The organism is Campylobacter concisus (assembly GCF_002913765.1).
Taxonomy (GTDB): domain Bacteria; phylum Campylobacterota; class Campylobacteria; order Campylobacterales; family Campylobacteraceae; genus Campylobacter_A; species Campylobacter_A concisus_BB.
In genome coordinates, this window is record NZ_PPCH01000025.1 from 102,957 (window position 1) to 127,254 (window position 24,298).

Here is a 24,298-nt window from a genome sequence, read left to right on the forward strand (position 1 = left end):
CTGGGCGCGAAATTTAGTAGCGCCCAAACTTTAAACAAAAATTTGGCAAAGAGCGTTTATAATGCGACAAAAATTCACTACAAAGGAAAAACGCTGATGCCTTGTCCCATGCGTAAAGCTCATTAATCTCGGCAAAAAACATATCAGCGATTTTCAAAAAACACGCAAATTTTTAAATGATTTTACATTTTTTCACATTGAGATAAATCCATTTTTGCTAGCAGGTCCGCTGCATTGTAACTGCATTTTTAACAGCAAAGCTAAGCAATGCCTGAAATTTGGCAAGGACCTTTTTAGCAGGGTTTTTTATAAATTTTACTTTAGCTTAAGAAGAAGCGGGTGTCATCCACCACGTGCGGTGTGATCCAGACTTGTGCGCAGCGCAACAACATTGAACGTGCTGTGGGTTTGGGTCGCAGGGATAAGGGGGCGGTTTCGTAATTCTAGCCTCCTTGTACCTGCATAAAAATATTCAAGGCTGCTGTGCCTTGCGCAGTTTTTAGTATAAATTTAAATTTAAAAAGGATAAAAATGATAAAAAGTTATGTTTTAGGTTTTCCAAGAATCGGAGAAAAAAGAGAGTTAAAGCGCGCGTTAGAGGGCTTTTGGGCTGGTAAAGAGGGCTTTAGCGAAGAGAATTTGCAAGAGACTGCAAAGACGCTTCGCCAAAGACACTGGAAATATCAACAAGACGCTGGCATTTCGGCTATTAGCGTTAATGATTTTTCATTTTACGACCTAATGCTTGATAACATCATCGCTTTTGGCGCCACGCCTCCAAGATTTGCAAATTTAAGCGGCTTAGAGCAATATTTTGCTTGCTCAAGAGGCAATAAAAATGGCGTTGCGATGGAGATGACAAAGTGGTTTAACACAAACTACCACTACATCGTGCCAGAGCTTAGCAGCGAGAGTAAATTTAGCCTAAAAGCGGACAAAATTTTAAATGAATACAAAGAGGCAAAGGCTAATGGCGTAAAAGGCAAGGTAAATTTGATCGGCCCTATCACATTTTTGGCTCTTTCAAAGACGACTGACGGCAGCTGCCCATTTAAGCACCTTGACGCGCTTGTAGGCGAGTATAAAAAGCTACTTGAGCAAATTTCTAAGCTTGATGATGAGATTTTAGTGCAGTTTGACGAGCCGATCTTTGTAACTGACAAAAACGAAAGCGACCTTTTGCCACTTATCACAAAGGTTTATAACGAGCTAACAGGCGTTGCTAGCAACATCAAAATCGTGTTTGCGACATATTTTGAGCATGCGATCAAGGCAGTTAGCGAAGTGGCTAAAACTAAAATTTATGGCATCGCGCTTGACTTCATCCATGGCAAGAGAAATTTCGAAGTCCTTGAGACTATCAAAAATAGCCATTTGACGCTATTTGCAGGCGTGATCGACGGCAGAAATATCTGGAAAAGCAACATCGATGAGAAGGTAAAACTTGTTCGTGAAATTTCAGAAAAAATAGGCGGCAAAGACTTTTACATCGGCACTTCATGCTCACTTCTTCACGTGCCATACACTCTAAAATATGAAGAGAATTTAAACCCTGAGATCAAAAGCTGGTTAAGCTTTGCGGTTGAGAAGCTTGATGAGATCAAGATCATCACAAAACTAGCAAATGGCGAGAAGTTAAATGAGGCTGAGGCTAAAATTTACGAAGAGAACAAAAATGCCGTTAAAACTCGTGCTACTTCAAAGCTCATCCACTCTGAAAGCGTCCAAAAACGTATCAAAAATTTAAGCAAATTTGAGCGTGACGAGAAATTTGAAGACCGCATCAAAATTCAACGCGAAACGCTAAAATACGGCATATTGCCAACAACAACGATAGGCAGTTTCCCTCAAACGGTTGATCTTCGCGTACTTCGCCAAAATTTCAAAAAAGGCGAGATCGACGCGGCCGCTTATGAAGCTGGCATCAAAAAATATATCGATCACTGCGTGAAATTCCAAGAAGATATCGGCCTAGACGTGCTAGTACATGGCGAGCCAGAGAGAAACGACATGGTTGAATACTTTGGCGAGCAGATCAGCGGATATGCATTTAGCCAAAATGGCTGGGTACAAAGCTACGGCAGCCGCTGCGTCAAGCCACCACTTCTCTTTGGTGACGTAAGCCGCCCAGAGCCGATGACTGTTAAGTGGATGAAATATGCTCAAAGTATCACAAAGCACGTAATGAAGGGCATGCTAACAGGTCCTGTGACTATGCTAAACTGGAGCTTTGTGCGTGACGATCTGCCAAGAAGCGAGGTAGCAAAACAGCTTGCACTTTGTATCTACGACGAGATCGCAGACCTTCAAAATGCGGGCATCAGAGTGATCCAAGTCGATGAGGCAGCGTTTAAAGAGGGCTATCCGCTAAGAGCCGAAAATATCCCAGCTTATGAGAAATTTGCGGTTGATTGCTTTAAGCTTTCAGTAAGCTCTGCTGAGGCAAAAACTCAGATCCACACACATATGTGCTACTCTGAATTTAACGATATTATTAAGACTATCGAAGCTATGGATGCTGATGTTATCAGTATCGAGACTGCAAGAAGTGGCAACGAGCTACTTAAAATTTTCAAAGCCGTTGGCTACAAACAAGAGGTCGGACCTGGCGTTTACGACATCCACAGCCCACGCGTGCCAAGTGTCGAGGAGATCGTCGCTCAGATCAAAGCTCTGCTTGAGGTCTTGCCAAAAGAGCAACTCTGGATCAACCCAGATTGCGGCCTAAAAACTAGAAAATGGGAAGAGGTTGAGCCAAGCCTTAAAAACATGGTAGAAGCTGTCAAGATCGTAAGAGGTCTATAAAATTTAATTAAAAAGGATTTGAAAAATGAAAAGGATTTTTCTATTTGTAATATTAATTATCTTTGCGTCCGGATGTAGTTCTGGACGCCACTCTATACCACTCAACAAAGGTGCGTACAAGCAAACAAATATCTATAGTATCAGTGAGGCTTTAAATTTAGAAGCTACCAAAAAAGAGCTAGCAGGCTTTGAAAATGTGAGGCTTGAGTTTGGCTCAAACGACCAAAATAAAAGCGTCATCAAGGCAAATGTAAAGGTTCAAAGATTTATCACTGATAGCGGAGATATAAAGGGCTATTGCCAAGAGGCTTTTGTCGCTGTCATAAAAAGATATATGATAGCTGCTAAAAAGCAAAATGCCGACGTGGCAAATATCGTAAGCTTTTGGCGAGCCGACGCGAAATACCTAAAAGACGAGTTTGTCTGCATGTCGTCAAGAAATTCTGTTGGTGTGGTGATGAGGGCTGATCTAGTTCAAAAGTGAGAAAATGCTAAAAGAGAAAATTTTAAATAAAGAAAAAGGGTTCGTGCTATATGGCCTAACGCCGCCAAAGGCTGAATTTGAAGAGGCAAAGCTGCGTGATATATCAGAGCGCTGGAGCGGGCGGATAAATGATATCAAGGCCGACGGGCTCGTGCTTTACGAGGTACAAGACGAGAGCGAGAGAAATGATAGCGAGAGGACATTTGAGTTTAGTGGGACGCTAAGCCCAGAAATTTACTACAAAAGGTACCTAAACGTCGCAACACCTAGTATATTTTACCGCGTGGCTAGCGGATACGTCGAGGATGAATTTCGTGCAGCACTTAAGGCTCAAAGCTCAAATTTAAACGTTCTAGTGGGGGCAACTTCTAGCACGCAAAAAGTTAGGCTAAATTTAGCTCGTGCCTATGAGATCGCTAGCGAATTTAAAGAGTTAGCAGTGGGCGGCGTCTGTATCGCAGAGCGTCACGGCAAAAAGGGTGATGAGCCACAAAGGATGCGTGAAAAGATCACAGCTGGGGCTAAATTTTTCATATCGCAAGCGATATTTGACGCACAGCTAGCGCGTAAATTTTTAGAGGATTGCGCGACTGCAAAGATAAGCGAGCCGATATTTCTTACATTTAGCACAGCTGGCAATGCAAAAACGCTTGAATTTATCAAATGGCTCGGAGTGAGCGTGCCAAATTCGGTTGAGGAGAGGCTAAATTTAAGCTCAGACTACTTAGCTAGTAGCTGCGAGATCATCAAAGAAATTTGGTGCGAGCTAAAGAAATTTGGCGATGAAAATGGGCTAAATTTAAGCATAAATATAGAAAGTGTCATGGCAAAACGCGCCGAGATAGAAGCGAGCTTGGAGCTAACGCATAAGATGAGAGAGTTATTATGATCTAGTGAGTGAAGGTCATCAAATTTATCTATTTAAAAGTGAGTTTTTGGTTTAATTAAATAAAATTTTTAATATTAATTTAAAGTTGAAATAAATTATGACTAATATATTATTATGCGGTGGTTCTGGTACGCGATTATGGCCTATTAGCAGGACTTTGATGCCAAAACAATTTATTAAATTATTTGATGATAGGTCTCTTTTCCAGCTAACAGCACTGCGAAATAGTGAAATTTGTGATAGGACATTTGTTATAACAAATATTGATCATTACTACTTAGCAATGGATCAGATAGAAAATTTAAATATCACAAATTTCAAATATCTGCTTGAGCCAGTTGGTAGAAATACTGCTCCGGCGATCACATTGGCTTGTCTCGCACTTGATCCAAATGAAGTGGTTTTAGTAACGCCATCTGATCATTTCATAAAGGATGTTAAAGAGTATCAAAAGAGCGTAAAGGTAGCAAAAGAGCTGGCTGAACAAAATTTTTTAGTTACTTTTGGCATAAAACCAAGTTCGCCTGAGACTGGATTTGGCTATATTGAGAGTTTTAGCGGTGATGTAAAGGCTTTTTATGAAAAGCCAGACTATGAAAGGGCAGTTAAATTTCTAAAAGATCAGAATTTCTACTGGAATTCAGGCATGTTTGTCTTTAAGGCAGGTGTTTTCCTGGATCAGATGAAAATTTTTGCCCCTGAGATACTTGAAGCATGTAAGCTAGCTTTCAATAACGCAAAAAAAGATGAATTTGATATTAAAATAGACTCTACCGATATGCAAAATATCCCACAAAACAGCATAGATTATGCTGTGATGGAAAAATCAGATATCGTAAAAATGGTAGCACTAGATGCATCTTGGAGCGATCTTGGAAGCTTTGATAGTTTGGATGAGCAGCTACCAAAAGATGCCAATGGCAATACAATAAATAGCGACCTGGTGCAGATAAATTCTCACAATAACCTAGTTTTATCTAGTGGCAAAAAAATAGCCTTAATAGATGTTGATGATCTAACTATAGTTGATACAAAAGATGCTCTTTTAATATCTAAAAAGTCCTCAAGCCAAAAAGTAAAAAATGTAGTAGAAATTTTAAAAGAAGAGAGCTCTGAGCTTTGCAATGCTCATCTTACTACGAACAGACCATGGGGAAACTACACTGTTCTTGAAAATCAAGATGGCTATAAGATAAAAATAATAGAGGTAAAGCCTGGTAAAAGGCTATCTTTGCAAAAGCATTTTCATAGAAATGAGCACTGGATAGTACTATCAGGTAGTGCCACAGTAACGATCGGCGAGACAACTAGACTTGTTTGTCCTAATGAGTCTATCTATATAAAAATGGGTGAAGTTCATAGGTTGTCTAATGAAGGTAAGATCCCTGTGATTTTAATAGAAGCTCAAGTCGGCGAATATACAGGCGAAGATGATATAATTCGCCTAGATGATGATTTTAAAAGGTGATTTATGGATAAAAAAGTAGCGTTAATAACTGGTATAACTGGCCAAGATGGATCGTATCTGGCAGAATTTTTACTAAAAAAAGGTTATATAGTCCATGGCATAAAAAGGAGAACAAGTCTTTTTAATACAGATAGGATAGATCATCTTTATCAAGATCCACATGTTGATAATAGAAACTTTTTCTTGCACTATGGCGATATGACGGACTCTATGAATTTAACAAGGATCATCCAAGAGGTACAGCCAGATGAAATTTACAACCTAGCTGCCATGAGCCACGTACATGTAAGCTTTGAGACTCCAGAATATGTCGCAAATGCTGATGGTACAGGCACTCTTAGACTACTTGAAGCTATAAGGATACTAGGGCTTGAAAAAAAGACTAAAATTTATCAGGCATCTACCTCTGAGCTTTACGGAAAAGTGCAAGAGACACCACAGAGCGAGACTACGCCATTTTATCCAAGAAGCCCTTATGCTGTCGCAAAGATGTATGCTTATTGGATAACGGTTAATTATAGAGAGGCTTATGGCATTTTTGCTTGTAATGGTATATTGTTTAATCATGAATCACCAGTTAGAGGCGAGACATTTGTCACTAGAAAGATCACAAGAGCAGCTAGTAAGATAGCGCTTGGACTTCAAGACAAACTTTATCTTGGAAATTTAGACGCCAAAAGAGACTGGGGTCATGCAAAAGACTATGTGAAGATGATGTGGATGATACTGCAAGCTCCAGAGCCAGAAGACTGGGTGATAGCGACTGGACAAACGACAGCTGTTAGAGATTTTGTAAAATTTGCATTTGCCTATGCTGGTATAAATTTGAGATTTGAAGGGGCTGGTGTAGACGAGGTAGGAGTCGTGGACTCACTAAATTTTGAAAAGGCAAAAGAGTTAAATTTAAATTTATCTCATTTAAGTGTTGGTCAAACTGTGGTTTGCGTGGATCCAAGATATTTTAGACCAACAGAGGTTGATTTGCTACTTGGAGATCCTAGTAAGGCAGAGAAAAAACTAGGCTGGAAGAGAGAATTTAATCTTCAAGATCTAGTAAATGACATGATGAAATCAGACTTAAAGCTCATGACAAAAGATCTCTATCTAAAAGATGGTGGATATGAGATAATGAGCTATTTCGAGTAAAAAATGGATAAAAATAGCAAAATTTATGTAGCAGGGCACAAGGGTCTGGTAGGCTCTGCTATAGTGAGAAATTTAAAATCAAAAGGCTATGAAAATATAATCACAAGAACTCATAGCGAGCTTGATCTTATGGATCAAAAAGCAGTTTGTGAGTTTTTTGAAAAAGAAAAACCTGAGTATGTAGTACTGGCCGCTGCAAAGGTCGGCGGAATAGTGGCTAATAGTACGTATAGGGCTGATTTTATATATGAAAATTTACAAATTCAAAATAATGTGATCCATCAAAGCTATCTGCATAAGGTAAAAAAACTATTATTTCTGGGAAGTACTTGCATATATCCTAAAGATGCTCCACAGCCAATGAGCGAGGAGGTGCTTTTGACATCTCCACTTGAATACACAAATGAGCCATACGCGATTGCTAAAATAGCTGGCATGAAGATGTGTGAGAGCTATAATCTGCAATATGGTACAAATTTCATATCTGTAATGCCTACAAATTTGTATGGTCCAAATGATAACTTTGACCTAGAAACCTCGCATGTATTGCCAGCACTTATAAGAAAGATACACCTAGCAAAGCTTTTAAGCGAAGAAAAATTTGACGAAGTGGTAAAAGATCTAAAAGCAAGAGATATAAATGAAGCTATGGCTTATCTTGGTAAATTTGGTATTTCAAAAGATAGAGTAGAAATTTGGGGCACAGGAGAGCCTAGACGAGAGTTTCTACACTCAGAAGATATGGCTGATGCATGTGTGTTTTTACTGGAGAATAGAGACTTTAAAGATACTTATGATAAAAATAGCAAAGATATAAGAAATACACATATAAATATAGGCACAGGCAAAGATATCTCGATAAATGAGCTAGCAAATTTGGTTAAAAATATAATTGGCTTTAAAGGTGAGCTATATTTTAACTATAGCAAGCCTGATGGAACGATACTAAAACTAACTGACCCGTCTAAGCTCCACTCTCTTGGCTGGAAGCACAAAATAGAGCTTGAAGATGGAATAAAGACACTTTGTAAGTGGTATTTAGGAAATATGGGGATAAATTTTTAATGAATAATTTTGTGATATATTGTAATGAAAACATTAAATTTGCACTTTTGAAACTTCAAAAAAATAAAAAAAGATTTTTAATTTGTCTTAACAATAATAATTCTGTTATAGGAGTTCTAACTGACGGCGATATAAGAAAGGGTTTCTTGAATGAACTTACTATATATGATACAGTTAATATGGTTATAAATGTTGATTTTGAATATTTGTCTTTAGAATCAACTTTCAATGATGTATGTGAGAAATTTAAATCCGATAAGATAGATTTTTTGCCGATAGTGGATAAAAATATGAAACTTCTTAATGTGATTACAAAAAAACAATTTCACATTATGCTTTTAGAGAATATAAGTTTTGACTTAAAGTATGATTTTTCATCATTTGACCACTATGTTTTGGAACATGAAATCTATAATCGCCCTTGGGGTTTTTATAAGAGTGTAATTTTAACGTCAAATGCGCAAGCCAAGATAATCACAGTATTTCCTGGAGAGGAGTTAAGCCTCCAAGAACATAAAAAAAGAGAAGAACATTGGATTATAATAAAAGGTAGAGGCAAATTGATATTGGATGAATCTTTATCTGATATTTTTCCTGGAAAATATATTTATATACCAAGAGGATGCAAACATCAAATTATTAATAATAGTGATGAAAATATTGTTCTATCTGAAATTCAGCTGGGGGAATATTTTGGTGAGGATGATATTATCAGATATGCTGATAAATATGGTAGAAAATAGAAAAAATATAAATAGGAGAAAGATGTAAATGTCATTTAAATTTGACTACATAGAACCAAAAGTGGTTGCAGAAATTGGGTGCAATCATATGGGACAACTTAACATAGCGAAGGAGCTTATATTTTTAGCAAAGCAAGCGGGGGCTCATTATGTAAAATTTCAAAAAAGAAATAATAAAGAGTTGCTTACAGAAGAACAATACAATGCTCCACATCCTGTTCCGGAGAATTCGTATGGTGCTACTTATGGTGAGCATAGAGAGTATTTAGAATTTAATTTAGAGCAGCATAAAATTTTAAAAGAATATTGTGATGATATCGGAATAGTTTATTCTACTTCAGTTTGGGATACAACTAGTGCAAGAGAGATGATATCTCTTAATCCACAATTCTTAAAAGTTCCGTCAGCTTGTAATAACAACTTTGAAATGTTAAAAATTCTTCGAGATGAGTTTAATGGGCAAGTCCAGCTTTCTATTGGCATGACTTCAAAAAATGAAATTGAACAAATAGTGAATTTTTTTGAAGAAACAAATAAAGCAAAATCGAGATTGCTCATTTATTCTTGTACTTCAGGCTATCCTGTACCGGCAAAAGATGTTTCTTTACTTGAGATTAATCGGCTTTATGAAAAGTATGAACATAGAATAAATGAAATAGGATTTTCTGGACATCATTTGGGTATTGCGCTTGATGTAGCGGCTTATACTTTAGGTGCTAGATGGATAGAAAGGCATTTTACAAAGGATAGGACTTGGAAAGGAACTGATCATGCGGCTTCGCTTGAGCCAGATGGTCTAAGAAAACTTATAAGAGATCTTAACGCTACATATGAAGCACTACACTATAAAAAAGAAGAAATTTTATTTATAGAACAAATTCAAAGAGAAAAATTAAAAAATAGGAAATAATAATGAATATAGCGTTTATTCCAGTAAGAGGTGGGAGTAAATCTATACCACTTAAAAATATTAAAGCATTCTGTGGCAAACCACTTGTTTACTGGACTATTTTATCGCTTCAAAATTCAATTAATATCGATAGAATATTTGTGGCTACTGATTGTGATAAAATAAAAGAAATTGTAAATAACTTTAATTTTACAAAAGTCGAAGTATATGACAGAGATCCTAAAAATGCTGAAGATACATCTAGTACAGAATCTGTAATGCTTGAATTTATTTATAAAAATAATTTTAGAGAGGACGACTTATTTTTTTTGGTACAAGCAACTTCTCCTCTTACACAGACAGAGGATTTTGATGAAGCATTAAAGTTGTTTAAAAAAAATAAAGCCGATTCGTTGCTTACTTGCGTTAGGACAAAGAGATTTTTTTGGAATGGTGATGCGAATCCCATAAATTATGATTTTAAAAATCGTCCACGTAGACAAGATTTTTATGGTCTCTTTATGGAGAATGGAGCATTTTATATAAATAGTATAGGCAATATAAAAAGATATAAAAATCGTTTAAGCGGCAAGGTGTCTATTTATGAGATGAAAGAATTTACAGCTATTGAAATAGACGAAGAAGATGACTGGACAATAGCTGAGAAAATGATGTATAAATATATTTTGTCAAAAAGAATAAAACCAATTATAAAGCTTTTCTTATCTGATGTCGATGGCACTTTAACGGATGCTGGAATGTATTATGGTGAAAATGGTAATGAACTGAAGAAATTTAATACTCGTGATGGAAAAGGATTTGAACTATTGCACCGTGCCGGTATAAAAACAGGAATAATTACAAGCGAAAATACAAAAATAGTAGAGAATCGTGCTAAAAAGTTAAAAGTAGATTTTTTACGTCAAGGAATAGAGCATAATGGTAAGTTAGAAGCAGTTAAAAGAATATGCCAAAATGAAAATATTTTACTTAGCGAAGTGGCATATGTAGGAGACGATATAAACTGTAAAGAACTATTGCAAAGCGTAGGATTAGCTGCTTGTCCTTTAGATGCTACACAAGAGATTAAAGACGTCTTAAATATTATCGTACTTTCAAAAAAAGGTGGAGATGGTGCTGTCAGAGAATTCGCTGAGCATGTCTTAGGAAATTACCATGATAAATAATCTCATACATTTCCCAATTTGGAGAAATGATCAAAAAGCAATTGTGCCTTTAAATGGGCTACAAAAAGATACTATACTAAAATTTAAAACTAAGATCAAAAATGGCGAATATAAATTAGTGTCTAATCCATGCCTATGTGGTAACACTAATGAATTTACAGATATTGTTGTCGCAGAAAAAGATAGATATGGGATACCGTGCTGTAATGTACTTTGCAAGAAATGTGGAATCATTAGACTAAAAGAACGCCTCGACGACTACTCAACTTCAGAATTTTATAGAAATGAGTATAGGGATATATATGTTGGTATGGAATTAGCTAGCGAGGAGTTTTTCAACTCGCAAGTTCAAAGAGGTCAAATTTTTTATAATCTTATACAAGAGAATATTGAAATTTGCAATATTAATACTGTTTTTGAAATAGGATGTGGTGCTGGTGGAATCTTATACCCTTTTTATCAGAACGGTAAAAGAGTATCTGGCTGTGATTTTGGAGAAAAATATTTAAGGTTCGGACGAAATAAAGGATTAAATTTATATCAAGGCGAGTTTGATATTGATAAAACTCCAAAGAAATCTCAGGACTTAATAATTTTATCTCATGTTATGGAACATTTTAATGAACCAATAAATACAATGAATAAAATTATAGAGTTGATTTCTGATGAAGGATATTTATTGGTAGAAGTACCAGGCATATTTGATATTCAAAAGACATATTTTAATCCAATCTTGTATTTTCAAAATGCACATGTGCATAACTACTACTACTACTACTACTTAAAGGTTTTTTTCGAATCATTAGGCTTGAGGGTAATATATGGTAATGAAAGGTGCACTTTTTTACTTCAAAAGCTTATTGATTGGAGTATGAGAGATAATATTGTAATTTATGATAAAGAGATGACGAAATGGGCGGTTAAGGTCGAAAATCAATTAAAAAGAGATTATATTTTACATGTTTTAAAGTTGAACCCTTATTATATTAGGGAGGCAATTATAAAGCTATTAGATAAGCTAGGCATGAAAGAATTTGTAAAAAGAATATTGGGCAGATAAGTTGCAAAAAGTTATTTTACAGAATTTACTAATAGCTATATGTTCAAAAGGATTGTCTTTTTTATCATTTATATATATAGCCAAGAGTCTTTCAGAAAGAGACTATGGCACTTTTGTTTATATAACGATGGTATTGTCTTTATTGCCGTTATTACAATTGGGTTCTATGCATGGTACGGTCATTTTATTACCAAAATATATAGTAGATAAAAAAAATGAGAATGAATTATTTTTATATAGTAACATTATTTCTCATATTATTCAGTTTATAGGTGCAAGTATACTTTTGCTATTAAATATTAAGCTTAGTTCATCAGTAATTCTTGTAATAGCTGCAAATTTCTTTTTTTCACATTATACGGAAAATGTTAAGATTTTTTTAAATTCTAAACATGAATTTGAAAAAGTTAATTTTTTAAAAAGTTTAGATGAAATACTTAGACCATTTGTAACAATATTAATATTTTATTACTATCAAAATATTGAGTCTATATTTATTGCTCAGTTTATAGTAACATCCGTAACTTTTTTAGTGTCTTTTTGCTTAGTCCCATTAACATTTTATAATATTAAATTCTATAGTTTTAAAAAAATTGTTTTTGAGATCTATAAGATAGGTTTTTTTGTCTATTTGATCTGGGCGATAGACCTGCTCTTTAGAACTGCAGATAGATGGTTTATATCTACCTTTTATTCTTCTGAAGAACTTGCTACATATGGTTTTACATCTTCGTTAGCTATGAACATATGGCTGTTATCGATGAGTTTTTTTGGGCCATATTCTCAACTATTATACACATACGTAGCACAAAAAGATTTCATTTCTGTAAAAAATATCGTGGAGACTACCAATAAAAAAGTATATGTTTTTTTGGCAGTAACCTCTATAATTGCAGTAATAACATATCCATTATTCTTAGAAATTATTGTTAAAAGATATCTTGGTACAGAATTTCTATTTTTTGTTCTGATTTTATCCGCAATATTTTTGTCGATTAATAATATGTATATTTATTATATGATTAGTGATAATCATCATTTTGTATTATTAAAATATCAATTTATAATTTTAGCCTTAAATTTAATTTTAAATAGTATTTTTGTTTTTTATCATACTGATATTTTATATTATAGTTATTCAACAATTTTTTCTTTAGGTATTTATTTTATTTTAGTAAAAAGATATTTTTATGCTGATATACTTAAAAAAATATATTTGCAGTGTGTTAGTTGAGCTTAGGTTGGAGTGTAGTAATGAAACGTTTAGTAAAAAAAATAATACCACCAATACTATTAAATGGATTAAGATATGCAAGAAGCTATATTCATTTTTTAAAATATAAAGAAATAATATTAAAGAATATTAACTTAAAAGACAAACATAAAGGCAAAAGATGCTTTATTCTTGGTAGTGGTCCATCAATAAAAAGCGAAGATCTAAAGCCATTAAAAAATGAAATCGTGTTCGCACTTAATAATTTTTATGTACATAACGATTTTGATGAGATTGCAAGCGGAGATATACAAAAATATTATTTAGTCGCTCCTATTCACCCACCACAAACGGAAGATGAATGGAGGCGATGGCTTGAAGATATGGAAAAGCATGTACCTGTAAATGTTAATATGATTTTTGGACTTAATATGTATGATTATAATATAAGATATATCCTTGAAAAATACGGAATATTTAAAAAACATAATATTAATTGGTATTTTGCTGGAATCAATGTAGACAAAGAATATAAGTTTAAAGAGAAAGATATAAGTATTGAAAATCAAATTTGGGCTGCAAATACTGCTAGTACATATGCTTTAATAGTTGCTATTTATATGGGATTTAAAGAAATATATTTACTTGGAGTTGATCACAACTACATCTGCTTAAAAAATGAAGAGAGCTTTAGATTTTATAAGACTTCTATTCATCAACATAATGAACAAATAAGAATGGGCACCAAGAAATCAGATGAATTTTTTTCTACTGGTAAGGTATTTTTGGAAAAAGAGTTAATTGCTGAAAATTTTAAAAATGGTGAAATATTTAATTGTTCGGGCGATAGTTTGTTAAATATGTTTGAGTACAAAAAATTTAAAAATATAATGGGTGGGTAATGCAGCCAAGATTGCAGTATCAACGGTTTTATACTTATTAGAGTTTATTTTTTGGATAAAATAATCAAAAAGGAAAGGAAAATGGTAAAATGAACTTTATACCTATATCACAACCATCTATTACACAACTTGAAATAGACTATGTGAATGATGCCGTAAGATCTGGATGGGTATCTTCGCTAGGTGAATATATTACTAAATTTGAGAATGAATTTGCATCTTTTTGTGGGACAAAATATGCTCTCTCTGTTTCAAATGCTACGGTTGGATTGCATTTAAGTTTAGTCGCGCTTGGTATTGGCAAAGACGATGAAGTTATTATCCCAGATCTAACTTTTGTAGCAACTGGAAATGTCGTAAAATATGTGAACGCTAAGCCCATAATTGTTGATATTGATCCAGATACTCTTTGTATGGATGCCAATGGTATCAACAAAGCCATCACTAAAAACACAAGAGCAATTATCCCAGTCCACCTTTATGGGCATCCGGCGGATATGAATAAAATAAATAAAATAGCTAAAGAAAATAATCTTTTAGTTATAGAGGATGCGGCTGAAGCTCATGGTGCAGAGATAGATGGAAGACGTGTTGGTGGTTTTGGTGATGTTGGTGTTTTTAGTTTCTATGGTAATAAAATTATAACTTCTGGTGAAGGTGGTATGATTACGACTAACAACAAGAATCTTTATGAAAGATTAAAATTCTTAAGAGATCATGCAATGAGTTCAGAAAAACGATACTGGCATACCGAAGTAGGATTTAATTATCGTATGACAAATCTCCAAGCGGCACTTGGGTTAGCTCAATTGAGGAGGATAGAAGATTTAATCCAAAAAAGAATCGAGATATTTGAATGGTATAAAGAAGGGTTATTTGACGCTGAAAATATTTCATTAAACAGAACTCAGGCAGGTATAAAAAATGTTTATTGGATGATATGTCTAGAAATATCGGGCTATACAGAAAAACAAAGGGATGATTTTTTGGTAAAGCTAAAAGAAAAAGGTATTGATGGAAGACCATATTTTTATCCATTATCAGACATGCCTATTTTTGATAGCGTAAATACTTATAATGCTCATAATATTTATAAGACAGGACTTAATTTGCCAAGTTTTTTTGATATCACAAAAGAGCAAGTTTTATCTATATGTAAAACTATAAAAGAAATTTTATACGAAAAATAATATTTTATAACAATTATATAAAAAAGGATATTTTTTGGCTGTATTTGAGGGTTACTATAATGATTTTTACAAGGAGTTATCTAAAGTAGATATGCAAAATAATTCTTTTTCCAAGATAGAAGATATGTTGCCAAAACTTTATGGCAATGAAGAATTCTTGGATATAGGCTGCGGATACGGTAGTGTTAGTTATGAGCTTATTAAGAAAGGGTTTATTGTATCTGGGGTTGAGATCAACAATGAAGCATTAAAAGTTCTTTTGGATAGAGGATTTAAAATTTATAAAAAAGATATTTCAGAGCCCTTAAATATAAACGAACGTTTTAATGTTGTATTATTGCTAGATGTATTGGAACATGTATTTGATCCGATGAGATTGCTTGAAGAGTCGGTGAAACTAATAATGCGAGACAATAATGATATAGGTGTTGGGGGGGGTATGTCATAGTTAGTGTTCCTCTTTATTTTGATTTTCTGGATAGATTAAAAATTTTATTTACAGGTAGCATTATTAGTTTGGACAATTTATGCTATGGAATTGATAATTATAAGAAGTTTAGAAGTTATAATTATGATCACATACGTTTTTTTAGACCAAAAGATGTTCTTGAGATGGGTGAGAAACTAGGGCTAATAGTTGATAAAGTAAGCTATGGCGCAACTGGTTATATAGGTAATAAAATACTAAAATGTATTGTGAGGTTAATCTCGAATAAATATACAGTCAATCTAGCTCCCAATTTACTAGCACATTCTATGAGAATTAGATGGAAAGTGAAATGAAAAAAATTGGCATTCTTGCATTTGGAGATCCAAAAGGCGGTGGGGTTTATCAATATACTCGTTCTATTATAGATGTCATCACGCAAGATAAAAATAACACATATATTGTATTTACTGATGCCAATAATGATAGTTTTGATGAATATAATATAGAGATTAGGAAAATAAATAAACCAAATATTTTTATTTTAAATAAATTAATAAGATTTCTTCAAATTTTATTATTAATTAGAAAGCCATTTTTTTTTACAAAATCTGAGAAGGATGTTTTTCTTGATATAGATAAATTCATTTGTCCTGTTATATCCTTGTATCCGCATTTCTATTTAAATAAGCCTTTTGTTTTTACATTGCATGACATGCAAGAAAGATATTATCCATATTTTTTTACATTAAGAGATAAGGTTATAAGATTGCTAAACAATAGGTCTTTATCAAAAACAGCAGATAAAATTTTATGTGAATCTCAATTTGTAAAAAGTGATATTATAAAATTTTTGGGAGCTGATCCAAATAAGGTGCATGTAGTCCAATCACCACCTCCAAAGTGCTTTAACAGTAGCACCATAGATGAAAATTTGTATAAAACTATAAAAGCAAAATATAACCTTCCTGAAGAATATATCTTCTATCCAGCTCAATTTTGGCCACATAAAAACCATATAAAATTATTAGAAGCTTTTGGTATTGTTAAAAAGGAATTCAAGGATTTAAAATTAGTTTTTACTGGGTCAAAACAAAATAATTTCCAAAATGTGGATCGTAGGATACAAGAACTGCAATTAGAAAATGACATTGTTTATCTTGGTTATATAGATTATTCTGATCTTCCATTTTTATACAAGATGTCTAAATTTTTAGTTATGCCCACACTTTTTGAGAGCATTAGCATCCCCATATATGAAGCATTTTCATTAAAAGTTGCGGTTTGCTGTTCTAATGTTGTAGCTTTGCCTGAACAAGTGGGTGAGGCTGGCTTGCTATTTGATCCAAACAATGAAAATGACATTGCTAAAAAGATGATTATGTATTTAAGTAATAATAAGCTTCTGACAGAAAAAGCAGAACAAGGGTATTTAAAAATAAATAGTTTTGATTATGAGGCTTACAAAAAATCAATCCTAGAGATAATAAATTCATGAGTTTAGAGCAACCAAAAATTTCTATCATAACAGCTGTTTTTAATGGCGAGAAATATTTAGAGCAAACTATTAAAAGCATCATAAATCAGACTTATAAAAATTTTGAATACATCATAATAGATGGTGGAAGTACTGATGGTACTTTAGAAATCATAAAAAAATATGAAGATAAAATTTCATATTGGATTAGCGAAAAGGATAATGGCATAAGCGATGCTTTTAATAAGGGTGTAACAGCTGCAAAAGGTGATTATATAAATTTTCAAGGTGATGGCGATGGATTTTTATCTAGTGAAACTTTAGAGGAGATTTTTAAAGATATAAAGGCTGGAGAGTCATCTATAATAAGCACAAGGATACAAAGAGTAGACGAAAAAGGAAATGAAATTTATAGCTCCAAATTTGTCAAGAATTTTGATAAAAGATCACTGCTATTTAGGATGTCCTTGCCGCATCAGGGATTGTTTGTACCAAGGAGCTATTTTGAAAAATATGGACTTTTTGATCTAAATAATAAATTTTGTATGGACTATGAGCATTTGCTTCGAAGTTATAAAAATTTTCCAAGCGTTATAACTAAAGATATCGTTTCTGCCAGATGGCGAGATGACGGCATTGGGAATGGAAGAACTCTGGAGATATTTAAAGAGTATGATAAGATAAAAAGAGATAATAAAGTAGCCAGTGCATTAGTTTTGGATCTAATTAAATATTGGATTTTATTTAAATACTATGTCAAAAGGTATATTGGGAGATTATGAAATGCTAAATGTATTAAAATATATATGGAATAAAAATAATGGTATATGTAAAATAAAATATTTGTTTATTGGCATGTCTTTTCAAATTTTTAAAAGATTATCAAAAAAAATAATATCAAAGACCATTTTTAATGGCAAAAATATTTTTTTATATCCTAATTGCAATGTATCGAGCATGTATGCATATACCGATATACCAGATAGAGAAGAAATTTTACTATTAAGAGAATTTGCAAAGCAAAACAATTGTCAGAAATGCGGTAAAACTATATTTTTAGATATTGGTGCAAATATTGGTTCCTATAGCATTTCAATGATCGATGTTTGCGATAGTGTTATAGCATTTGAGCCACATCCTTATACATCTAAAAGATGTAAAATGAATTTTTTGCTAAATAATTTGAACGAAACACTTGTAAAACAATTAGCTCTATCAGATAGTATAGGTAGTGTCCATTTTTCAGATTATGGCGGAAGCTCGACTGTAAACCATATAATTAAAACAGAAGATGGCATAGAGGTGCAAGCAATAACATTAGATAAATTTATTGTTGATAGTAATTTTTCCCAAGATAATAGGTACATAGTAAAAATTGATGTTGAAGGCTTCGAAGAACAAGTGTTAAAGGGAGGAAGGAACTTTTTTACACAATATAATATTCAAGCTATTGTATTTGAATGTTTTTCTCAAAATAGAGTATTTGATATATTAGAAACGTATGGTTTTACAGAAATTAAAAAGTTAAGTGAGAATAACTATTGTGCAACAAAGAGTTGATTGGGTTGATACTTTAAAATTCATAGGGATCTTGTCGGTTATACTAGGGCATATAAATTTCCCATTAAATGGCTTCATATATACTTGGCACATGCCGCTATTTTTTATGGTCTCTGGTTTTTTTATAAAATTTGAAACCTCTTTTAAAGATTTTGTAGTTAAAAATTTCAAAAGATTAATGATCCCATACTTTATTTTTTCTATTATTGGTCTTTTTATGGAGATGCTAAAAAGATATCTGCTGCATAGAGAGGCTCTGGATTATGTACATGAGATCAAAGGTATTTTTATAGATATGGATTTTGCTGGACTTTGCAACACCTATGCTTTCGTTCTATGGTTTTTACCAGCACTATTTTTTTCAAGAGTATTTTTATATTTGATAAAAAATAATATACCTAGCTTGCTCTTACAATCATTTGCAGTCGTGTTTTTATTTATAGGTAGTTTTTATATAGATCTTCCTTTTGGACTCGATAGCGCCCTAAATTCATTGATATTTGTCTATGTGGGGAATATTATTTTTGAAAAAAGATTGCCTAATATACTGGTTTTGCTGTCTTTTGTAGTGCTTGTGGCGATCTATCTTTTTGGATTTAACTTAAATTTGGACATGGCAAGTAAAGCTTACTCTAATAAATTTTTAAATGTGATTTGGGCTGTCTCTTTCGTCTATGTGCTTATTTTTTGCATAAAAAGTATAAGATTAAATAGTAAATTTATCAAAATATGGGGCAGTAATACCATGCTACTTTTTATACTGCATCCATATACCAACAATATCGCTCACATAGTTGTTCAAAAGGTTTTACAATCAGATTACTGGTTATTTAAATTTATTATTTCTATGGTGTTACTTTCTCTTATGATTTTTATAAAAGAGAGAAATAAAAATTGGTTGGTTTTTAAATATGTATGATTATTTGATAGTGACTCATATACCAGCTTTTTATAAGATAAATTTATATAACGAATTGGCAAAAAGATTAAAGATATTTGTGATATTTATCTCATCAGATACTTCGCAAAAGCGTTCAAATAACTTTTCTAGTGTAAATGATGCACTATTTGGTTACGAGGTCTTATATCAAGGAGATTTTCAAACAAGAAAAATTTTTAAAAATATATTGGCTATTAAAACTATACTGAGCAGAGTAAAATTTAAGAGAATTTTGGTCAGCGGATGGGACTTGCCAGAATTTTGGTATATAGCTTTTACGAGCAAGAAAATCAAAAATTGTCTAGCTCTTGAGTCAACTATCTTTGAAAGTAGTTATAAGGGACTAAAAGGCTTTATAAAAAAGATATTTTTGTCAAGGATTTCTACAGTTTTTGCCTCTGGTAGCTTGCATTGTGATTTGCTAAAAGCATTAAATTTTCAAGGAGAAGTAAAAGTCACAAATGGTGTCGGCATCATAAATAAACCAGAATTTATAAAAACTCAAAAGAAATTTAGTGGTAGATTTTTATATATTGGCAGGATTGTGGATATCAAAAATTTAAAATTTCTAGTAGAGATTTTTAATGCTATGCCAAATTTTACTCTCACTATTATTGGTGTTGGAGAGCAGCAGGAGTTTTTGCAGTCTATTTCAAATAAAAATATAATCTTAAGAGGAGCTGTGGAAAATAAATTTATAGGTGCCGAATTTGCCAAAAATGATGTTTTCATTTTACCTAGTTTGATCGAGCCTTGGGGGTTAGTAGTAGAGGAGGCATTGTATTTTGGACTACCAGTTTTGATAAGCGATCGTTGTGGCTCTTCTGAATTGATCAAAAACGGCATAAATGGCTTTATATTTGATCCTACTGACAAAGATAATCTTATAAAAATAATAAGAAATTTTGACGATACATTATTGCAAAATTTATGTAGCAATGCTGATAGCTATGACATTAATGCCAAAGATACACAGCAAATAAGCGCATACTTATGAAAATTCTAATAATCCACAATAAATATCAATCAAACAATATCGGTGGTGAGGATATTGTTTATAAAAATGAGCTAAACGCACTGCGCAAAAAACTAGGAGATGAAAATGTTTTTTTCTATGAAGTTTCAAATGACAATATAAATAAGTTTAAGCTTCTTTTTGAGATATGGTTTTCAAAAAAATATTACGAAGAGGTTAGAAAAATAATAAAAGAAAATGGCATTGAAATCGTTCATGTTCATAATTTTTTCCCGCTTCTTACGCCTGCTGTTTTTAAGGCCGCTAAAGATAGTAAAACAAAAGTGATCCATACTTTGCATAATTATAGATTGTGGTGTATATCTGGGATCTTATATAGAGATGGTTTTGGTATCTGTGAAATTTGTGCGCATAAAAAATTTTCTTTATCTGGCATTTTAAATAGATGTTATAGAAAATCACTTCTTCAAAGTTTTGTAGCACAGCTGGCTTTTTGGTTTTATAAGTTAATTAGAGCTTTTAAAAATATCGACTATTTTTTTGTCTTAACAAATTTTCAAAAAGATAAGGTTAAAAGTCTTGGAGTGAGTGAAAGCAAGATCATTTTAAAGCCAAATAGCTTACAAATGAGATTTGACATAGAGATACAAAAACATAACTATGTATATGTGGGGCGGCTAGAGGAGTCAAAGGGGATTTTAGGGCTTTTAGAAATTTGGGATCAGCTAGACGAAAAGTATATTTTAACCATTGTTGGTGGCGGAGATATTGAAGCACAACTTAGACAAAGATATACAAAGTCAAACATAATATTTAAAGGTAAGTGTCCAAGAGAAGAAACCATGACTATTATCTCACATTCAAAGTATTTGTTGCAACCATCGCTATTATATGAAACATTTGGATTGACTATCGTAGAAGCCATGAGCGTAGGAGTGCCAGTCATAGGATATGACATAGGAACAAGGGGTGATTTTATAAAAGATGGTGTAAATGGATTTTTAAGTGGCCCTGATGAGCTAAAAAATGTGATAGAAAGATCGTACTATTTTGAGAATTATGATAAGCTATCAAAGGCTGCAAAAGAGAGCGCAAAACAATACAAAAATGAGTATGTTATTGAAAAGCAGATTGAAATTTATAAAAATATTTTGGAGAATAAATTTGAAAATATCAATCATAACAGTTGTGTGGAATAATGCAAAAACGATAAAAGATGCCATAAATTCTGTTTTAAATCAGAGCTATAAAGATATAGAGTATATTATCATAGATGGAGCTAGCACAGATGGTACTATAGAGATAGTGCAAAGCTACGGAGATAATATCAAATTTATCAGTGAAAAGGATAATGGTCTATATGATGCTATGAATAAGGGCATTAGAATGGCTACTGGGGATATTGTGGGTATATTAAATAGTGATGATTTTTACGCAAGTGATAAAATTTTGCAGATAGTGGCTGATGAGTTTTTAAAGGGCAATATCGATAGTGTATATGCAAATCTTGAATACATAGATGCAAACGATCCAAAAAGAGTTATAAGATACTGGAGGTCAAAAAAGTACCAAGAAGGTCTTTTTAGATCTGGCTGGCACCCAGCACACCCTACCTTTTTTGTCAAAAAAGAAATTTACGAAAAGTATGGAGTTTTTGATCTTAGTTTTAAAATTGCCGCTGATTATGAGCTTATGTTAAGATTTTTTGAAAAATACAAGATCACAAGTAGCTATGTCGATGAAGTTTTTGTAAAAATGAGAATAGGTGGCAAGAGCAACAAAAGCATTAAAAATATCATAAAAGCAAATATGGAATCATATATGGCATGGAAAGCTAATGGTCTTTACATAAACCCATTAAGGTTTCTACTAAAGCCTTTTTCAAAGATAATTCAATTTATAAAAAAATAAATTTATATGTAAACCCCCTCACTCCACCTTATATCCAGTGCCTCGCACGGTTTTTAGACAGATAGTTGGTATCTTAGCTCTTATCTCTCGCACGAGCGATCTTATGCGGTCTTGTGACAAGGTTTCGTTTTTATATATGTGGTGATCTATCTCGTCGTAGGTGACGACGTGGGGCGAGTTTTTGCATAAAATTTCAAGTAGCTCGCTCTCTTTTTTGTCAAATCAGATTTTCTTATACACTGGGAGTTTTTGTCAAAGATTTAGCTCAAATTTAGAGCCTAAAAGCACCTTGCAAAGCCTAAAAACATGAAATAAAAACTAAATGGCTTAATGATAAAATCATTAACCCTAGCGTAGTAAATCCTCTTAAAAACGCTAGGGACGCTCTCATCTAACAAAAGCATAATGGGAGTGATGTTTTGGCTATCTCTTATAAATTTAACCAGATCAAGGTTTAAATTTCTAGCCTTTACGTCAAAAACATATAGATCATATCTGTTGCCACACTCAAAGTCCTTGATGACTTCGCTGGCGCTTTTTAGCTGCATCATCCTAAATCCAAAGCGGTAAAGCGATGCATTTAGGATGACATTTTGCTCAAAGTCGCTTGAGAGCAGCAAGATCTTCTTCATCAGCCAGCCATGCCACCGCCGACTGGTTTTTTGGCGTCTTTTTCAGCCTTTTGTTTTAAAAATTCCTCTTCGTCTTTTGTAGGTTTGTACTCATCTTTGAAGAATTTTTGCTTAGTTTCGATCCTCTTTTCAAGCATCTTCTTATCATAAATTTTATATGTTGGCTTCCAATACTCAAGATAGTTTCTAAAGCCAGCGCTGTGACCTGCGTCGTAGTGGCAGCTTACACATTTTAGCTCTTTAGGAGTGTCAAGGAGCTTTTTGTAGTGAGCGTGCATCTTTTGAGCTTGCGCTGAAGTGTTGTTGCTATCTATCACGTTTGTGTGGCAGCTTGTGCAGCCGTTGTCAAAGACGAAATGCTCGCGGTTTTTGAGGTTTTTGTGCCAGTCGATCGCGCTAGGATCGCCAAAGAAATGCACCCAGCCCTCTAAAATGCCGTTTTTTGCCTTTGTTAGGGCGTATTTTACGATATTGTCATGCGGTATGTGACAATCCACGCATCTTGCTTTTATACCTGTTTTGCCCTTGCCGCTGTGGATATCGTCGTTGTAGGCGATCACCATAGGATCCATCTCGTGGCAAACGATGCAGAATTTATCCCCACTCGTCTCATCAAGCGCGTAATGAACTGGCAGAACGACTAAAAATCCAACAATTCCGCTTATGAAGATTATAAGCGCTAGTAATTTTTTTGAAATTTTCATGGTGTTACTCCGTTCATCCATTGTGGTACCTCGTGTTCATGGCACTCAGAGCACATGTTTGTAGATGGTTTGTGTTCGTTGTGGCACTCGTCGCAGTACAAAGTCGGACCATCGTGAACAGAGTTGTGAGGATTTGCCTTTAGAGTATCCATAAATTTTAGCCTCTGGGCTAAGAGCTTTTTGCTCTTATGACAGGATAGGCAGCCAGCGTCGCCGATCGCTTTAAATTTGCTAGGATCATCGCCCTGGTTTTGGTGACAATCAACGCAGTCAAGGCTTAGGTGTTCATGATGAGGTTTGATCTTATACTTGGCTCTTAGCTCATCAGAGACTACTACTTTTGTGACGTTTAGATCGCCCTTTGGCATATCGGCGCCAAAGAGATGAAGCGAAAATAAACAGGCAAAAATAGCGATGAATTTAAGCTTATTCATACCCTTTTCCTTTCTTTTAAGATTTTATAAACATCAAATTTCAATGGAAAACTAATATTTTTGCTTAAACTTATTTTTATGAAATTATAGTCCTTGCTTGATTAAATCTGCATTAATAATATTTTAGAGTACTAAAATATAGACTAGTTTTATGAAGTTGAATTTTAAAGAAAAAGATAATTAAGCTAAATAAAAT

The 24,298-nt window shown here is 33.4% G+C and carries 24 protein-coding genes and 1 pseudogene; 21 read left to right on the plus strand and 4 right to left on the minus strand.

Annotated elements, in window-relative coordinates; all coding sequences use genetic code 11:
• Positions 1-531: 531 nt before the first annotated feature.
• From metE to CYO89_RS07375, 21 genes are all read left to right on the plus strand, one after another.
• On the plus strand, positions 532-2,805 hold the full coding sequence (metE, locus tag CYO89_RS07275; RefSeq protein WP_103597797.1) for a 5-methyltetrahydropteroyltriglutamate--homocysteine S-methyltransferase: 2,274 nt from the start codon (positions 532-534) through the stop codon (positions 2,803-2,805).
• Positions 2,806-2,830: 25 nt separating this feature from the next.
• On the plus strand, positions 2,831-3,289 hold the full coding sequence (locus tag CYO89_RS07280) for a hypothetical protein (RefSeq protein ID WP_103597798.1): 459 nt from the start codon (positions 2,831-2,833) through the stop codon (positions 3,287-3,289).
• A gap of 4 nt (positions 3,290-3,293) precedes the next feature.
• On the plus strand, positions 3,294-4,178 hold the full coding sequence (locus tag CYO89_RS07285) for a methylenetetrahydrofolate reductase (protein ID WP_103597799.1): 885 nt from the start codon (positions 3,294-3,296) through the stop codon (positions 4,176-4,178).
• Positions 4,179-4,275: 97 nt separating this feature from the next.
• Complete coding sequence (locus CYO89_RS07290; protein WP_103597800.1) at positions 4,276-5,646, plus strand: mannose-1-phosphate guanylyltransferase/mannose-6-phosphate isomerase; 1,371 nt, start codon at positions 4,276-4,278, stop codon at positions 5,644-5,646.
• A gap of 3 nt (positions 5,647-5,649) precedes the next feature.
• Positions 5,650-6,792 carry a GDP-mannose 4,6-dehydratase gene (gmd, locus tag CYO89_RS07295; RefSeq protein ID WP_103597801.1) on the plus strand — a complete coding sequence of 381 codons (1,143 nt, stop codon included), beginning with the start codon at positions 5,650-5,652 and terminating at the stop codon, positions 6,790-6,792.
• 3 nt (positions 6,793-6,795) lie between these two features.
• A complete protein-coding gene (locus CYO89_RS07300; protein WP_103597802.1) occupies positions 6,796-7,857 on the plus strand; it encodes a GDP-L-fucose synthase family protein in 1,062 nt (353 codons plus the stop codon).
• Positions 7,857-8,600: a CBS domain-containing protein gene (locus tag CYO89_RS07305; protein WP_103597803.1), complete on the plus strand. Its 744-nt coding sequence runs from the start codon at positions 7,857-7,859 to the stop codon at positions 8,598-8,600. Before CYO89_RS07300 ends, CYO89_RS07305 begins: the two co-directional genes overlap by 1 nt.
• 28 nt (positions 8,601-8,628) lie before the next feature.
• Positions 8,629-9,510 carry an N-acetylneuraminate synthase family protein gene (locus tag CYO89_RS07310; RefSeq protein ID WP_103597804.1) on the plus strand — a complete coding sequence of 294 codons (882 nt, stop codon included), beginning with the start codon at positions 8,629-8,631 and terminating at the stop codon, positions 9,508-9,510.
• Positions 9,511-9,512: 2 nt separating this feature from the next.
• The gene (locus tag CYO89_RS07315; RefSeq protein WP_103597805.1) at positions 9,513-10,676 is read left to right on the plus strand and encodes an acylneuraminate cytidylyltransferase; all 1,164 of its coding nucleotides are present in this window, start codon (positions 9,513-9,515) and stop codon (positions 10,674-10,676) included.
• Positions 10,666-11,736: a class I SAM-dependent methyltransferase gene (locus CYO89_RS07320; RefSeq protein WP_103597806.1), complete on the plus strand. Its 1,071-nt coding sequence runs from the start codon at positions 10,666-10,668 to the stop codon at positions 11,734-11,736. The genes CYO89_RS07315 and CYO89_RS07320 overlap by 11 nt, the downstream gene beginning before the upstream one ends.
• A 1-nt stretch (position 11,737) precedes the next feature.
• On the plus strand, positions 11,738-12,970 hold the full coding sequence (locus CYO89_RS07325; RefSeq protein ID WP_103597807.1) for a lipopolysaccharide biosynthesis protein: 1,233 nt from the start codon (positions 11,738-11,740) through the stop codon (positions 12,968-12,970).
• 20 nt (positions 12,971-12,990) lie between these two features.
• A complete protein-coding gene (locus CYO89_RS07330) occupies positions 12,991-13,851 on the plus strand; it encodes a hypothetical protein (RefSeq protein ID WP_103597808.1) in 861 nt (286 codons plus the stop codon).
• An 89-nt stretch (positions 13,852-13,940) separates the two neighbouring features.
• Positions 13,941-15,041, plus strand: a complete 1,101-nt coding sequence (locus tag CYO89_RS07335) for a DegT/DnrJ/EryC1/StrS family aminotransferase (RefSeq protein ID WP_103597809.1) — start codon at positions 13,941-13,943, stop codon at positions 15,039-15,041.
• A gap of 34 nt (positions 15,042-15,075) precedes the next feature.
• Entirely contained in the window at positions 15,076-15,489 is a 414-nt protein-coding gene (locus tag CYO89_RS07340; protein WP_103597810.1) for a class I SAM-dependent methyltransferase, read from the plus strand.
• A 331-nt stretch (positions 15,490-15,820) separates the two neighbouring features.
• A complete protein-coding gene (locus tag CYO89_RS07345) occupies positions 15,821-16,966 on the plus strand; it encodes a glycosyltransferase family 4 protein (RefSeq protein ID WP_181001905.1) in 1,146 nt (381 codons plus the stop codon).
• On the plus strand, positions 16,963-17,727 hold the full coding sequence (locus CYO89_RS07350) for a glycosyltransferase family 2 protein (protein WP_103597812.1): 765 nt from the start codon (positions 16,963-16,965) through the stop codon (positions 17,725-17,727). The genes CYO89_RS07345 and CYO89_RS07350 overlap by 4 nt, the downstream gene beginning before the upstream one ends.
• Entirely contained in the window at positions 17,714-18,505 is a 792-nt protein-coding gene (locus CYO89_RS07355) for an FkbM family methyltransferase (RefSeq protein ID WP_181001906.1), read from the plus strand. The genes CYO89_RS07350 and CYO89_RS07355 overlap by 14 nt, the downstream gene beginning before the upstream one ends.
• Positions 18,474-19,424 (plus strand): acyltransferase family protein, encoded by a 951-nt coding sequence (locus CYO89_RS07360; RefSeq protein ID WP_103597814.1) that lies wholly within the window; start codon positions 18,474-18,476, stop codon positions 19,422-19,424. Before CYO89_RS07355 ends, CYO89_RS07360 begins: the two co-directional genes overlap by 32 nt.
• A complete protein-coding gene (locus CYO89_RS07365; protein WP_103597815.1) occupies positions 19,417-20,442 on the plus strand; it encodes a glycosyltransferase family 4 protein in 1,026 nt (341 codons plus the stop codon). The genes CYO89_RS07360 and CYO89_RS07365 overlap by 8 nt, the downstream gene beginning before the upstream one ends.
• Positions 20,439-21,620: a glycosyltransferase family 4 protein gene (locus tag CYO89_RS07370; RefSeq protein ID WP_103597816.1), complete on the plus strand. Its 1,182-nt coding sequence runs from the start codon at positions 20,439-20,441 to the stop codon at positions 21,618-21,620. The genes CYO89_RS07365 and CYO89_RS07370 overlap by 4 nt, the downstream gene beginning before the upstream one ends.
• Positions 21,586-22,332, plus strand: coding sequence for a glycosyltransferase family 2 protein (locus tag CYO89_RS07375; protein ID WP_103597817.1), 747 nt, complete (start codon positions 21,586-21,588; stop codon positions 22,330-22,332). Before CYO89_RS07370 ends, CYO89_RS07375 begins: the two co-directional genes overlap by 35 nt.
• Before the next feature lie 18 nt (positions 22,333-22,350).
• On the opposite strand, the pseudogene CYO89_RS10415 reads toward CYO89_RS07375, so the two are convergent.
• The 4 genes and pseudogenes from CYO89_RS10415 to CYO89_RS07390 form a co-directional block, all read right to left on the minus strand.
• Positions 22,351-22,536, minus strand: a pseudogene (locus tag CYO89_RS10415) (helix-turn-helix domain-containing protein); the annotation flags it as partial.
• 74 nt (positions 22,537-22,610) lie between these two features.
• Positions 22,611-22,964 (minus strand): hypothetical protein, encoded by a 354-nt coding sequence (locus tag CYO89_RS10420; RefSeq protein WP_181001907.1) that lies wholly within the window; start codon positions 22,962-22,964, stop codon positions 22,611-22,613.
• Positions 22,964-23,668 carry a cytochrome c3 family protein gene (locus CYO89_RS07385; RefSeq protein ID WP_103597818.1) on the minus strand — a complete coding sequence of 235 codons (705 nt, stop codon included), beginning with the start codon at positions 23,666-23,668 and terminating at the stop codon, positions 22,964-22,966. Before CYO89_RS07385 ends, CYO89_RS10420 begins: the two co-directional genes overlap by 1 nt.
• Entirely contained in the window at positions 23,665-24,102 is a 438-nt protein-coding gene (locus tag CYO89_RS07390) for a cytochrome c3 family protein (RefSeq protein ID WP_103597819.1), read from the minus strand. Before CYO89_RS07390 ends, CYO89_RS07385 begins: the two co-directional genes overlap by 4 nt.
• Between the last annotated feature and the right edge of the window lie 196 nt (positions 24,103-24,298).